The organism is Aeromonas allosaccharophila, from assembly GCF_000819685.1.
Lineage (GTDB): Bacteria > Pseudomonadota > Gammaproteobacteria > Enterobacterales > Aeromonadaceae > Aeromonas > Aeromonas allosaccharophila.
The window spans coordinates 18,928-32,366 of record NZ_CDBR01000084.1 but is presented as its reverse complement, the minus strand read 5'-3'; the positions used below and the strand labels follow the sequence as shown (position 1 = coordinate 32,366).

Here is a 13,439-nt window from a genome sequence, read left to right as displayed (position 1 = left end):
TAACTGACTGGCATTAGCCTGACCGGCGCTCTTTTTGATCGCGACAGCTGGGGTCGCGGGGGCATGTGGCGCGGGATCACTGCGCGCTGTTTTGCCCGTTATTGTCGTGATGGCTGCGCAGGCGGATGTTGATCATCTCCACCACCAGCGAGAAGGCCATGGCGAAGTAGATGTAACCCTTCGGAATGTGCAGATCCATCCCCTCGGCCATCAGGGCAAAACCCACCAACGTGAGGAAGGAGAGGGCCAGCATCTTGATGGTGGGGTGGGCATCGACGAAATCACCGATGGATTTGGCGGCGAACATCATGATGAAGACAGCGATCATGATGGCCAGTACCATCACCGGCACGTGATCGGCCATGCCGACTGCGGTGATCACCGAGTCGAGGCTGAACACGATGTCCAGAATGGCGATCTGGATCAGGGTGCTGATAAAGCCAGAGGCCGCTTTGCTGACACTCTCCGGCTCGGCTGCCCCTTCCAGGGTGACGTGGATCTCGTGGGCACTCTTGCCGATGAGGAACAGGCCCCCCAGCAGCAGGATCAGGTCGCGGCCGGAGATGGCTTCACCCAGCACGGTGAACAGCGGATCGGTGAGGCGCATCACCCAGGCCAGCGAGAGCAGCAGCAGGATCCGCGTACCCATGGCGAGCCCCAGACCCAGAATGCGCGCTTTCTGACGCTGCGCCTCCGGCAGGCGACCCACCAGGATAGAGATAAAGATGATGTTGTCGATACCGAGCACGATCTCGAGCAGGGTAAGGGTGGCGAGTGCGACCCAGGCAGAGGGATCAAGAACCCATTCCAGCATGATTGAACCTTGGTTGAAAATTGGTTGGAAAATTGAAGCTGCGCATTCTAGCAGGGGCGCCAGCGCTTGTCCCTGAGGGGGGAAAAGATAAAAATGGTGGCCATCGCAAGGGAGGCAGGCATGTTTCGATTAGGGTTCATCATCAATCCGGTCGCCGGGATTGGCGGCGCAGTGGGGCTCAAGGGCAGTGACGGGGTGGTGGCCGAGGCGCTGGCCCGTGGCGCCGTGCCCAAAGCGCAGGAGCGGGCGCGGCAAGCCTTGTTGCCACTGTGCGAGTTGACGGTACCGTTCGAGCTGCTGACGGTGGCGGGAGAGATGGGGGAGACAGTAGCCCGCGAGCTGGGGTTGCCCTGTCGGGTCATCTATCAACCGGCCGGGGAGAGCACCTCGGCCGATGATACCCGCCACGCCGCCGAGTTGATGCGCGAAGCCGGGGTCGATCTGCTGCTGTTTGCCGGTGGCGATGGCACGGCGCGGGATATCTGCGCCGCGGTGGGGGAGTCTTGCCATGTGCTCGGCATTCCCGCGGGGTGCAAGATCCACTCCGGCGTCTACGGGGTGACGCCCGCTGCCAGCGGGCGGGTGGTGGCGCGGATGATCGCAGGGGAACTGCTCAGCCTGATCGATGCCGAGGTGCGCGACATCGACGAGGAGGCGTTTCGCGCGGGCAAGGTGCGGGCCCGCCACTACGGTCAGCTGAAGGTGCCCGGCGATCTGCGTTATGTGCAGGCGGTCAAGCAGGGGGGCAAGGAGTCTGAAGAGCTGGTGCTAGCGGATCTCGCTGCCGGTGTGGTAGAGCAGATGGAGACCGATACCCTCTATCTGATGGGCTCCGGCAGCACGGTGGCGGCCTGCATGGCCGAGCTGGGTCTGGAAAATACCTTGCTCGGTGTGGATCTGGTGGAAAATGGCCGACTTATCGGGCAGGATCTCAGCGCCGCCGAGATCCTGACCCGGATCCGCGGCCGTCGCTGCCGACTGATCATTACCCTGATCGGCGGACAGGGACATCTGTTCGGGCGCGGAAATCAGCAATTGAGTCCAGAGGTGATTCGGTGTGTCGGGCTGGACAATATCCAGGTGCTGGCAACCAAGGCCAAGCTTGCCGCGCTTGCGGGCAGGTCGCTGCTGGTGGACACCGATGATCCCGAATTAAACCGGGCGTTGCGTGGTTATCTGCGAATAACCACGGGATACAAGGATCAGGTCATCTACCCGGTGGCCAACCCGGAATAGGACGCAGGGATGCTGCTGGCGTGGCGCCAGAGAGCCGCAATCAACCGGATTGCGGTTCCATACCCCCGAATTTTTTGCCGCAAATGAGGCTGCGTTACATGACGATTCACGATTTTGAGCACAAGTTGTTGGGACTGATCGACAGCATGGTTGCCACCGCAACCGACGATGAGCTGTTTGCGGGGGGTTACCTGCGAGGTCATATCTCATTGGCGGTTGCCCGGGCCGAGCTGGAAGGCAAGACCCTGGTGCGGGACGTCAAGAGCTATGTGTTGCGCAGCCTCAACGAGGCCATTTTGCAAGGTGAGCTCTCCGAAGAGGATGAGAAACTGGTGCAGGCAATGTGGATTCGTTTGCAACAACAGGCAGAAGCTTGATCGGATACACAGTTCAAACAGAAGTTTGAGTTTATTCTTCCCTGAAGTTAGTGAAAGGTTAATAATAAGTTTCGCCTTTTGTTTCAGGGATTAAACTATGGCCTCCTCCTCACGCATTGCCAATAAACTGCCGCTCGAGATGCTCTATCACTGGGAGCGGCAGTGTCCTGATCGAACCTACCTGCGTCAAACCATCAACCGCGAATATGTCGACTTCACCTGGGGTGAAGTGGCCGATGAAGCGCGGCGGATGGTGACGGCCTTGCGCCACCTCGGGCTGGTGGCCGGTGACAAGGTGGCGCTGCTCTCCAAGAACTGCGCCCAGTGGTTTATCGCCGATCTGGCGATGCAGATGGGGCAGTATGTGAGCGTGCCCATCTACCCGACGGCCAACGTCGATACCATCGAATATGTGCTGCGCCACAGCGAAGCCAAGGCGATCTTCGTCGGCAAGCTGGATGACTGGAAGAGTCAGGAGGCGGGCGTGCCCGCCGATCTGCTGCGCATCGCCTTCCCCTACGACACCATGCCGGCCAGCCACCAGTGGGACGACCTGCTGGAAGCGCACGAGCCCATTGCTGACAGCCCGGTGCAGGCCCCTGACTCCCTGTTGAGTCTGGTCTACACCTCCGGCAGTACCGGCAAGCCGAAAGGGGCCATGCTGAGCGTCGAGCGCTACGCCTGGTCGTGCGAGAAGCTGGTGGAAACGGTGGGGCTGTGCGCCAATGATCGCGGCTTCTCCTACCTGCCGCTGGCCCACATTACCGAGCGGGTCTATGTCTACGGCGGCAGCCTCTATGGTTGCGCCGAAATCGCCTTCCCCGAATCCCTCGACACCTTTATCGAAGACGTCAAACGCTGCCGTCCCACCGTCTTTATCTCGGTGCCGCGGCTGTGGGCCATGTTCCGCATCAAGATCCACGAGAAGCTGCCCCAGAAGAAACTGGCGTTGCTGCTCAAGATCCCGCTCATCTCCGGCCTTATCAAACGCAAGCTGCAAAAGGGGCTGGGGCTGGATCAGGCCCGGGTGCTTGGCTGTGGCTCGGCGCCGGTCTCCCCTGCGCTGCTGCAGTGGTATCTGAGCATCGGCCTCAAGGTAACCGAAGCATGGGGCATGACCGAGAACCACGCCTACTCCACCATCAACTACCCGTTCCGTGCCGACAAGATTGGCACCGTCGGCAAGGCGGGGCTCGGGGTGACCATCAAGATCTCCGACGAGGGGGAAATCCTCTGCCGCTGCGAAGGGATGATGCTGGGTTACTACAAGGATCCCGAGCACAGCGCCGAGGCCATCGATGCCGAGGGGTGGCTCCATACCGGCGACATGGGCAAGCTGGACCGGGAGGGTTACCTCACCATCACCGGTCGGATGAAGGATGTGTTCAAGACCGCCAAGGGCAAGTATGTGGCGCCGGTACCCATCGAAGGGTTGCTGGGGCAGGAGCCCATCATCGAGCAGCTCTGCGTGATTGGTTATGGCATGCCCCAGCCCATCGCGCTGGTGCAGCTGGCCGAGAGCGCTATGAAAGGCAATCGGGACGAGATCAACGCCAGACTGGAAGCGGCCCGGGTGCGGGTCAATGATCAGCTGGAATCCCATGCCAAAATTCGCGGCATTCTGGTGGTGAAGAGCCCCTGGAATATCGAAAACGGCGTGCTGACCCCCACCATGAAGATCAAGCGTCACCTGCTGGAGCAAAAATATGCCCATGTCGGGGATCGCTGGCCCTCATCGCAAGTGGTGGTGTGGGAGGAGTAAATCCCCCTGTTCTCGACATCGCGATATCAGACAACAACGGCCCTTGATGGGCCGTTGTTCTGTTTGGGGCTTGCTGACGAGCCCCGGTGTTGAAGGTTGCCGCAAAGGCGCCGCTGGCTAGATTAGTGCCAGCGCGGCGGCCAAGTCGGCGATCAGATCATCGGTATCTTCCACCCCGATGCTGAAGCGGATCAGATCGTCATTGACCCCGGCGGCGAGGCGGCTCGCCTCGTCCATGGCGGCGTGGGTAGTGCTGGCCGGATGGCAAGCCAGACTCTCGAGATCGCCGAGGCTCACCGCCTGCACGAACAGCTGCAGGTTGTCGAGCAGGGTGGCACAGCGTTCAAACCCGCCTTCAAGTTCAATACTCACCATGCCACCAAAACCGCTGGCGAAGGCGCCGAGGGCGTCGTGGCCCGGGTGGCTGGCAAGCCCCGGGTAGATCACCTTCTTCACCGCCGGCTGGGCGGCCAGAAACTCGGCCACCTTCTGCGCGTTGTGCAGGTGGGCATCCATCCGCAGTGGCAGGGTCTTGACCCCGCGCTGCAGCAGGTAGGCCTCCTGCGGGCCGATGGGGGAGCCGATGTGCTTGAGGGCCACGGTGCGCACTGATTTCATCAGAGCGTGGGAGCCGGCCACTACCCCGGCGATGATGTCGCCGTGACCGCCCAGATACTTGGTGCCACTGTGCATCACGATGTCGATGCCAAGCTCCAGTGGGCGCAGCAGGTAGGGGGTAAGGAAGGTGTTGTCACACACCGTGATGGCCCCCACCTTGCGGGCAGCCTCTACCACCAACCGTGGGTCCACCACCTTGAGGGTGGGGTTGGTCAGGGTTTCGAACAGTACCACCTTGGTGGCGGGACGGATGTTGGCCAGCAGATCCCGATCGCTCTCGTAGGCGGTGACCTTGATACCGGCGCGGCTGAAGGTCTGCTTCAAGAAGGCATCGGTGCCGCCATAGAGCGGGCCGATATAGGCCACCTCATCACCGCTGTCGGCCAGCGCATACATGATGGCGCTCACTGCCGCCATGCCGCTCGCGACTACCAGCGCTTCATCGGCCCCCTCTAGCGCAGCCAGTTTCTGCTCCAGCTCGGCGGTGGTGGGGTTGCCAAAGCGGCTGTAGATAAAGCCCGGTGCCTGACCGGCGAAACGCTCCTTGCCCGCCTGAGCGTTGAAGTAGCTGAAGGTGCTGCTCTGATAGAGCGGGGTGGTGAGGGCGCCGGTCTGGGGATCGATCCGCTGGCCGCTGTGTACGCTCATGGTATTGAATTTCATCGTATTACTCCGTTCTGGCCAGCTGTCGGCCCTGATGTTCCGTGTTTAAAATCGGTATGAAGGGGCGCCGCTGGCGTCCCTCCCGCTGACATATTTTCTCGGGTGATAGCCATCCCCCCGCGGGTTCAGGCGGTTTCCCGCTCCCGCTGCGATCTTGGTTGCGATGGCGCGGCATAGTTGCTGGCATAGGGAGCGGCATCCTGAGCGGCATCCTGAGCGGTATAGTGACGCGCCGCCACATCCGGGTGAGAGCGCAGCCGCCCCTTGAGCACATTCTCCCCCACCTGATAGAAGAGCGGGTTGGCCGGGTCACTCTCCGGCCCTTGCGCCTGCGCCGCCAGCGCGGGGGAGAGGGTGAGCAGTGGCACGATGGCATCGAGCCGCGCCGCCATAAAGAAGGCGCAGGAGAGGCGCGATACCCCGGGCGGCGGGCTCACCACCCGATGCAGGGTCGCCTTGAGATAACCGTTGGAGGCCAGCTCAAGCAGCTCGCCGATATTGACCACCAGTGCCCCCGGCAGGGGCGGTGCGGAGATCCAGCCATCGGCCGTCTCGACCTCAAGCCCGGAGTGATGGTCCTGCATCACCAGCGTCAGGTAACCGGGATCCTTGTGGGCGCCGACCCCCTGACTGTTGCCGCCCGCCTCTTGCCCCGGGTAGTGAATGAGCTTCATGTGCTGGTAGGGGACGCCACGAATGCTGTCGTCAAACACCCCGACCGGCTGTTCCAGCACCTCGGCGAAGGCGGCGAGCAGGGTGAGGGTAATATCGCTCAGTCGCTCCTGCCACCCCAGCAGATGGGCTTTCATCTCGGGCAGGGCGGTCGGCCACTGGTTGGGGCCGATCAGCCGCTGCCAGGGTTCACGGATCTGCGCCGCAGGCAGGGCCTGCGCCTCATTCATGATATCGAACTGCTCCCGCAGATCCGGTCGTTGGCGGGTCAGCTCGGCACCGACCCGGTTGTAGCCGCGAAAGTGGGGGCTGTTGACCATCTGCACCGCCAGCTTCTCCTGCTCCGGCAGAGCAAAGAAACGCTCTGCCAGCGCCATGGTTTCCCGCTGCTCGGCGTCACTCAGGCGATGTCCTGTCAGATAGAAAAAGCCGACGTCGCGGGCGGCCGCAGCCAACTTGGCCAGCATAGTGCGACGCTGGTCGGGCACCCCCTTGAGGGCAGCCAGATCGATGATCGGCAGTGATGACTGTTCCATGTACACCTCCTCACTCTTTCGTTATCTCTGGCGCCATCTCTTGCACTGCCTCCGCTGTTGGCAGGCCTGATGAGCGGCAAACGGGTGGCACGACAGCACGGCGGTATGTGCTTGCTGTATGGCGCCATCTGGAATGAGGGTGATGCTACTGTTCGGTGTTATAAGACGGAAACAACAAATTATTCTTAGTTATATACAAAATTCGAAATGGAATTCGGTACTTGATGGGGTGGCTGTTTATTGCGCAGCCGTTGAGGGGGGAAGGGGAATGATAAGGGGAGGAGGGGCAACCAGAGGCAAGCTGCCAGCGGCAAAATGACCAAAACAGAAAATGCCCAACACAGAAGGGAGGCTGATGCCTCCCTTCTGTTTGACCGGGTTATCACCTGACCGAAAGGCAGGCGAGTGACCGCGCATCTCTGGCCTTAACCGCCTGTTGGCGCTCAGTAACCCAGGGTAAAGCGCTGACGCAGGTGAGCCGGTTTTTCCGCCTCGTTCAGCACCCCATCGGCCAGATCACCGGCGGTGATCCCGGCAGGCTGCTCGCCACTGAACAGCACCTGATCGCCACCCAGTCGATAGCCGCCGCGCTTCTCACCCGGTTCCAGGAACACCGGGGGAGAGACAAAGCGCCAGTCGAGGGCAGTTTCACCGCGCAGGGCAGTGAGACCGTCGCGGGCCGCCAGTGCCCCTTGTTTCCACTCGGCCGGGAATTGTGGGGTATCCACCAACTGCACACCGGGAGCGACCTCCAGACTGCCGGCACCACCGACCACCAGCAACCAGCCATTGATGGCTTTGGTCGCCTCGACAATGGCGCTGGCCCCTTTGAGGTACTGGTCGTAGATATCCGGCGCACTCCAGCCCGGGTTGTAGGCGCTGATCACCCGATCGTGCCCCTTGAGCACCTCGGCCAGCGCATCCGGGTTCTGGGCATCCACCGCCACGGCGGTGACCTGCGGATGGGCGGCCACCTTGCTGACATCGCGGACGATGGCGGTGACGTGATGGCCGCGGCTGACGGCCTCGTTGAGGATGGCGGAACCGACAAAACCGCTGGCACCGATCAGGGCAATCTTCATGGAGAACTCTCCTTCACTGTTGGAATGAGGCTATCCTACGCCCTCGGATGTGATTTAATAATCACCTCAAAAATGCATTCACTTATAAGCTGGATTTAATAATGGAACAGCTCAGACGTTACGCCATCTTCGCCGCCGTGGTGGAAGCGGGCAGCATGACAGGGGCGGCCAAATCCCTCGGCATGACCCCCTCTGCGGTCAGTCAGCATATTAGCCAGCTGGAGAGCCTGCTTGGACTGACCCTGCTCCATCGCTCTACCCGTCGCCTCAGTCTGACCGAGGCGGGGGAGGTGGTGTGGCAAGGGTGCCGGGCGTTGCAGCAGACCCTGAGCGAGACCGAGCTGCGCCTCTCCGAGGTGCGCGACGCCCTGCTCGGTGAAGTGCGGATCACCGCCCCGGTGGGGATGGCGGGCCAGCCGCTGGCACTGGCCCTCTCGCCGCTGTTGCAGGCCCACCCCGGTCTCACCATTCAGATCATCGCCGACGACGAGAAGCGGGATCTGATTGCCGAGCGGATCGACGTGGCGCTGCGGGTCGGCAGCCTGCCCGACTCGACGCTGGTGGCCCGCAAACTGGGCCAGACCCGGATGCTGCTCTGTGCCGCCCCCGCCTATCTGGCGCGCAAGGGGACGCCGCGCACGCCCGCCGATCTGGCGACTCACGACTGGCTCTGTGGCGACATGCTGGGCAATGGTTTGCTGCTACTCGATGAGAAGGGGGGCGAACACAGGGTCAGGTTCAAGCCCAGGGTGCTCTGCAACAACGTGTTGCCCCTGCGCCAGTTTGCGCTGGCGGGGCAGGGGATCTCGCTGCAACCGGAGGGGGAGATTGGTGAGGATCTGGCGCTGGGGCGTCTGCTCGAACTGCTGCCCGGTTTTCGGGTGGCGCCGATGGAGATCCACGCCATCACGCCGCAGCGGGAGATCCCGGAGAAGGTGCGGCGGGTGGTGGAGGCGCTGCGCAGCTATTTCGGCACCACGACGTCGGCATGAGCTGCGCCTCAATGGCTGGCAGAGCGCGCCCGATTATCCTGAAGACCGCTTGCCCAGAAGAGCGATGACCCAGAAGAGCGATAGCCCAGATAAGTAGATGGGTGGACAGAATTGTGAAGCAAGCTTAAAACGAGCAGACATTGCGCACTTGTTGTTTGAGCCAGTTCAGCCCCGCATCCTGATTGGAACTTTTGTGCCAACTCATGTAGACCGGGCAATCCTCCGAGATCCAGGGGAGGGGGTAGCTGGCCAGCGCCAGGGTATCGCCCAGCATATCCATGTGCCACTGGCTGGCAACGCAGAGCCAGTCGGTACGGCTCACCAGATGAAGAGCCGTGAGCAGGGAATCGCTCTCGTAGGCGATCTGACGGGGTGGCAGCGGTGCCTTGGTCAGGGTGTTGAGTAACAGGTTGTCGAGCCGTCTGGCCTGCAGCACCACATGCTTTTCGTTGAAGAAGGTGGTCATGTCGGGGGCCTGGCGGATCCGCGGGTGATCCTTGCGGCAGGCGATGCGCAGGGGCTGGGACATGATCTGCTCGTTTTCAATACTCTGCTCGACCATGGGTTTGGTCGCCAGCACCAGGTCAACGCTGTGCAGATAGAGACTGTTCTGGCGCAAGGCTTCATCCTGCACCTGGGTGTTCCACTCCAGCTGGCAGTTGGGGGCTTGGATCTGCAGCAGGTTGTTGAGTTCCGGCAGGAAGAAGACATCGATATCAGGGACGCCCGCGATGCGAAAAGTGCGCCGACTGGTATGGTGATCAAACAGGTCGGTGCGTTGCAGACTGCGCTCCATATCATGCAGCGGCACCATGATTTCGTGGTGCAGGCTCAGCGCCCGTGCCGTGGGGGTAATTCCCCGCCCCTGACGGACAAACAGCTGTTCGCCCACCAGCGCCGTCAGGCGGCTGATGGCCTGGCTGATGGCCGAGGGGGTCATCTCCATCATCTCGGCGGCGGTGGTGACGCCCCCATAGCGGATCACAGCATCCAGGACGCGAAAGAGATTCAGATCAACGTGGGACATGATGGCTACCGTTAAGCAACGTTAAAGCATCAGGATACTGTTCTGCCCCTTGTCAGGCCAGCATTGCCTGCGATAACTGTGATTTTTCCCTCTCCTCAAGCATTCCCCATCTTGTTGCGAATGCATTCGAACAGGCTCTGCAGGCAGGCTTGATCCCGGTCGGCGGCCCGCACCGCGCCATACATATGGCGACGGATACCGCTGCCGAGGGGGCGGGCGCAAAGCATCCCCTGTCTGACAAACTCCTCGCTGGCCCAGCGCGGCAGGGCGGCGACCCCGAGTCCGGCGGCGGCCATCTGCAGCATCACCGAGGTGTTGTCCACCAGCTTGCAGCGAGCGGGCTCCACCCCGGCGGGTTGCAGAAAGCGACTGAAGATATCCATGCGGCTGCGCTCCACCGGGTAGACCAGCAGCACCTCCGCTCCCAGATCGCCCGGCTCGATACGGCTCTGGTGGCAAAGGGGGTGATCCGGCGCCATCACCAGAGTGAGATCGAAGGCAAACAGCGGCTCGAAGTGGAGATCGCCACGGGCCTGCACGTCCGAGGTGAGCAGCAGGTCGAGCTGGCCGCCGAGCAGGGCATTGATGGCATCAAAGCCCGGCACCGATTCTACCTCCAGATCCACCCCTGGCCACTGGCGGCGAAACTCGGGCAACAGTGGCAGCAGCCACTGAATGCAGCTGTGGCAATCGAGCGCCAGATGCAGCCTGCCCGCATCGCCGCTCTGCAGGGCCTGCAGTTGCTTCTCGGTCTGGGCCAGGGCGGGCAACACCTGACGGGCGAGGGTGAGCAGCTGGTTGCCTGCCGCGGTCAGCACCAGCGGGCGGCTTTTGCGCAGGTAGATCTCCAGATTGAGGCGAGTCTCCAGCTCTTTGAGCTGGTGGGAGAGGGCGGACTGGGTGAGGTTGAGGGTCAGCGCCGCACCGGCCAGCGAGCCCTGCTCGGCCAGCGCGGTCAATGTTTTCAAGTGTTTGATCTCTATCCCTGAATTGCTTGGCACTGCCATAAGATGGCTCCTTGTGTGATTGCGTATGGCGCCGATGTTGCTGGCAGCGGTGGCCTAGTCTGGCTGTTAGCCTCCTGCGCTGCTTGATCCTGCCTTCTTGCTCCTGTGCTTCTTAACTCTTGTAAAAACGGGCTTCTGTATCCTTGCGGTGAACCTTACCTGCGGTCAGTTGAGGATTCTTTGAGAGCCAGTTGAAGAGGATTCAATAGCCAGCGTCACCTTATCTTGTCATTTTGGATGTGTAAACATCTGGATGGCTAAATCATCCAGTTTCCCATCAGATGAATGAGCATAAGGAAATGAACCTATGACACGCGCACACACCCTGGGCTTCCCCCGTATCGGCGCCAAGCGCGAGCTGAAATTTGCCCTCGAATCCTACTGGCGTGGCGAGACCACTCAGGCCGAACTCGTTGCCGTGGGCAAGACGCTGCGTGAACGCCACTGGCAGGCCCAATATGCCGCCGGGGTCAATCTGCTGCCGGTGGGGGATTTTGCCTGGTACGATCAGGTACTCGGCACCAGTCTGCTGGTGGATGCGGTGCCTGCCCGTCACCGCCATGGCGAGACCGATCTCGACACCCTGTTCCGGGTGGCCCGCGGCCGTGCGCCGACCGGCCCGGCGGCGGCCGCCGCCGAGATGACCAAATGGTTCAACACCAACTATCACTATCTGGTGCCGGAATTCAGCCGTGACCAGCGCTTCAAGCTGGGCTGGCGCCAGCTGTTTGACGAGGTTGAAGAGGCCAAGGCGCTGGGGCTGCCGGTCAAGGCGGTGCTGTTGGGGCCAATCTCCTACCTCTGGCTTGGCAAGGAGAAAGAGAGCGGCTTCTCTCGTCTTGAACTGCTCGATCGTCTGCTCATCGTCTATCAGGAGATCCTGGCCAAACTGGCCGCCCAAGGGGTGGAGTGGGTGCAGATTGACGAACCTGCGCTGACGCTGGACTTGCCGGACGAGTGGCGTCTGGCCTACCTCAACGCCTACGAGCGCCTCGCGGGCCCCTGCAAGCTGCTGCTCACCACCTATTTCGGCTCGGTGGCCCATCAGCGCGACATCATCACCAGCCTGAAGGTGGATGGCCTGCATCTGGATCTGGTGGCCGCCCCCGAGCAGCTGGAGACGCTGGTGCCGCATCTGCCCGCCCAGTGGGTCATCTCCGCCGGGGTGATCAACGGTCGCAACGTCTGGCGCGCCAATCTGGCCAAGCTGGCGCCGACCCTGAAGGCACTGAAAGCCAGACTCGGCGAGCGGCTCTGGGTAGCCTCCTCCTGCTCCCTGTTGCACAGCCCGGTGGATTTGACCCTGGAGCAGGAGCTGGATCTCCAGACCCGCAGCTGGTTCGCCTTCGCCCTGCAAAAATGCTTCGAGCTGGGGCTGCTCAGAGAGTATCTGGATGGTGGCGAGCTCGACAAGATCACCGCCTACAGCCAACCCATCGTCGATCGGGAGTCCGACAGCCGGGTCCACAAGCGCGCGGTGCAGTCCCGGCTCGCCAGCCTCACCAACAGCGACTTTGATCGCCACAGCCCCTATCCGGTCAGGGCCGAGCTACAGCGCTCGGATCTCAAACTGCCGCTGCTGCCCACTACCACCATCGGCTCCTTCCCGCAGACCTCGCAGATCCGGGTATTGCGGCAGGATTGGCGCGCCGGTCGCATCGACGATAGCGCCTACGAGGCGGGCATTAAGGCGGAGATCCGCGATGCCATCAAGCGTCAGGAGGCCATCGGGCTGGACGTGCTGGTGCATGGCGAGGCCGAGCGCAACGACATGGTGGAGTATTTTGGTGAGCTGCTGGACGGCTTTGCCATCACCCGCTTCGGTTGGGTACAGAGCTATGGCTCTCGCTGCGTCAAGCCGCCGGTGATCACCCGCGATATCGACCGCCCGACCCCCATGACCCTGGCGTGGACCCAGTTTGCCCAGAGCCTGACCGACAAGCCGGTCAAGGGGATGCTGACGGGCCCCGTGACCATCCTCTGCTGGTCCTTCCCGCGGGAAGATGTGAGCCGCGAGCAATCCGCCCTGCAAATCGGGCTGGCCATTCGCGACGAGGTGGCTGATTTGGAAGCAGCGGGCATCAAAATCATCCAGATCGACGAACCGGCGATCCGCGAAGGCTTGCCGCTGCGCAAGCAGGATCATCAGGCTTATCTCGACTGGGCGGTGCGCGCCTTCCGTCTGAGCGCCAGCCCGGTGGCGGACAGCACCCAGATCCACACCCACATGTGTTACAGCGACTTCAACCTCATCATCGAGGCGGTGGCGGCGCTGGATGCGGATGTGATCACCATCGAGACCAGCCGCAGCCAGATGCAGCTGCTCGAAGCGTTCGAGCGCTTCAACTACCCCAACGAAATCGGCCCGGGTGTCTATGACATTCACTCGCCGAACGTACCGAGCCAGAGCTGGATTGAGGGGTTGCTGCGCAAGGCGGCCAAGCAGATCCCGGCCGAGCGGCTGTGGGTCAATCCGGATTGCGGCCTCAAGACCCGCGGCTGGGAAGAGACGGAGGCCGCGCTCAAGGTGATGGTCAATGCCACCAGGGCGCTGCGGGCCGAGCTGGCGTAATCTGCGCAAGCCGTGACCGCCATCGATAAGGTGGCGTGCTGACAAACGAACGAGAGAGGGGAAGCCACTGCTTCCCCTCTC

The 13,439-nt window shown here is 61.9% G+C and carries 11 protein-coding genes; 5 read left to right on the top strand and 6 right to left on the bottom strand.

The genetic code is table 11. The features are described from left to right. Positions 1-76 precede the first annotated feature (76 nt). On the bottom strand, positions 77-814 hold the full coding sequence (locus tag BN1115_RS14655; RefSeq protein ID WP_005352619.1) for a TerC family protein: 738 nt from the start codon (positions 812-814) through the stop codon (positions 77-79). Positions 815-934: 120 nt separating this feature from the next. On the opposite strand from BN1115_RS14655, the gene BN1115_RS14650 reads away from it, so the two are divergent. From BN1115_RS14650 to BN1115_RS14640, 3 genes are all read left to right on the top strand, one after another. After that, positions 935-2,050: an ATP-NAD kinase family protein gene (locus BN1115_RS14650; protein ID WP_042657731.1), complete on the top strand. Its 1,116-nt coding sequence runs from the start codon at positions 935-937 to the stop codon at positions 2,048-2,050. Positions 2,051-2,148: 98 nt separating this feature from the next. Then, the gene (locus tag BN1115_RS14645; RefSeq protein ID WP_042062259.1) at positions 2,149-2,427 is read left to right on the top strand and encodes a YfcL family protein; all 279 of its coding nucleotides are present in this window, start codon (positions 2,149-2,151) and stop codon (positions 2,425-2,427) included. 97 nt (positions 2,428-2,524) lie between these two features. Then, positions 2,525-4,189 (top strand): AMP-binding protein, encoded by a 1,665-nt coding sequence (locus BN1115_RS14640; protein ID WP_042657730.1) that lies wholly within the window; start codon positions 2,525-2,527, stop codon positions 4,187-4,189. A 117-nt stretch (positions 4,190-4,306) separates the two neighbouring features. Here BN1115_RS14640 and BN1115_RS14635 read toward each other — a convergent pair whose 3' ends face one another. The 3 genes from BN1115_RS14635 to BN1115_RS14625 all read right to left on the bottom strand — a co-directional run bounded on the left by BN1115_RS14635 (position 4,307) and on the right by BN1115_RS14625 (position 7,760). Further along, positions 4,307-5,470 (bottom strand): trans-sulfuration enzyme family protein, encoded by a 1,164-nt coding sequence (locus BN1115_RS14635; RefSeq protein WP_042657729.1) that lies wholly within the window; start codon positions 5,468-5,470, stop codon positions 4,307-4,309. Between the two features lie 125 nt (positions 5,471-5,595). Further along, positions 5,596-6,678, bottom strand: coding sequence for an isopenicillin N synthase family dioxygenase (locus tag BN1115_RS14630; RefSeq protein WP_128821714.1), 1,083 nt, complete (start codon positions 6,676-6,678; stop codon positions 5,596-5,598). A 443-nt stretch (positions 6,679-7,121) separates the two neighbouring features. Continuing rightward, positions 7,122-7,760, bottom strand: coding sequence for an NAD(P)-dependent oxidoreductase (locus BN1115_RS14625; protein ID WP_042657728.1), 639 nt, complete (start codon positions 7,758-7,760; stop codon positions 7,122-7,124). A 101-nt stretch (positions 7,761-7,861) separates the two neighbouring features. Between BN1115_RS14625 and BN1115_RS14620 the strand changes: the two genes are divergently transcribed. After that, on the top strand, positions 7,862-8,752 hold the full coding sequence (locus BN1115_RS14620) for a LysR family transcriptional regulator (RefSeq protein WP_042657727.1): 891 nt from the start codon (positions 7,862-7,864) through the stop codon (positions 8,750-8,752). Between the two features lie 124 nt (positions 8,753-8,876). Here the strand turns inward: BN1115_RS14620 and BN1115_RS14615 are convergent, their stop codons facing one another. After that, a complete protein-coding gene (locus BN1115_RS14615) occupies positions 8,877-9,779 on the bottom strand; it encodes a LysR family transcriptional regulator (RefSeq protein WP_042657726.1) in 903 nt (300 codons plus the stop codon). 95 nt (positions 9,780-9,874) lie between these two features. Continuing rightward, entirely contained in the window at positions 9,875-10,786 is a 912-nt protein-coding gene (locus BN1115_RS14610) for a LysR substrate-binding domain-containing protein (RefSeq protein WP_042657725.1), read from the bottom strand. 307 nt (positions 10,787-11,093) lie between these two features. Between BN1115_RS14610 and metE the strand changes: the two genes are divergently transcribed. Then, on the top strand, positions 11,094-13,358 hold the full coding sequence (gene metE, locus BN1115_RS14605; RefSeq protein ID WP_042657724.1) for a 5-methyltetrahydropteroyltriglutamate--homocysteine S-methyltransferase: 2,265 nt from the start codon (positions 11,094-11,096) through the stop codon (positions 13,356-13,358). Positions 13,359-13,439 lie beyond the last annotated feature (81 nt).

Coding starts and splice junctions, on each gene's coding strand:
- BN1115_RS14620 (WP_042657727.1), top strand. CDS start 7,862: ATGGAACAGCTCAGACGTTACGCCATCTTCGCCGCCGTGGTGGAAGCG.
- BN1115_RS14610 (WP_042657725.1), bottom strand. CDS start 10,786: ATGGCAGTGCCAAGCAATTCAGGGATAGAGATCAAACACTTGAAAACA.
- BN1115_RS14650 (WP_042657731.1), top strand. CDS start 935: ATGTTTCGATTAGGGTTCATCATCAATCCGGTCGCCGGGATTGGCGGC.
- BN1115_RS14655 (WP_005352619.1), bottom strand. CDS start 814: ATGCTGGAATGGGTTCTTGATCCCTCTGCCTGGGTCGCACTCGCCACC.
- BN1115_RS14645 (WP_042062259.1), top strand. CDS start 2,149: ATGACGATTCACGATTTTGAGCACAAGTTGTTGGGACTGATCGACAGC.
- BN1115_RS14635 (WP_042657729.1), bottom strand. CDS start 5,470: ATGAAATTCAATACCATGAGCGTACACAGCGGCCAGCGGATCGATCCC.
- BN1115_RS14630 (WP_128821714.1), bottom strand. CDS start 6,678: ATGGAACAGTCATCACTGCCGATCATCGATCTGGCTGCCCTCAAGGGG.
- BN1115_RS14625 (WP_042657728.1), bottom strand. CDS start 7,760: ATGAAGATTGCCCTGATCGGTGCCAGCGGTTTTGTCGGTTCCGCCATC.
- BN1115_RS14640 (WP_042657730.1), top strand. CDS start 2,525: ATGGCCTCCTCCTCACGCATTGCCAATAAACTGCCGCTCGAGATGCTC.
- BN1115_RS14615 (WP_042657726.1), bottom strand. CDS start 9,779: ATGTCCCACGTTGATCTGAATCTCTTTCGCGTCCTGGATGCTGTGATC.
- metE (WP_042657724.1), top strand. CDS start 11,094: ATGACACGCGCACACACCCTGGGCTTCCCCCGTATCGGCGCCAAGCGC.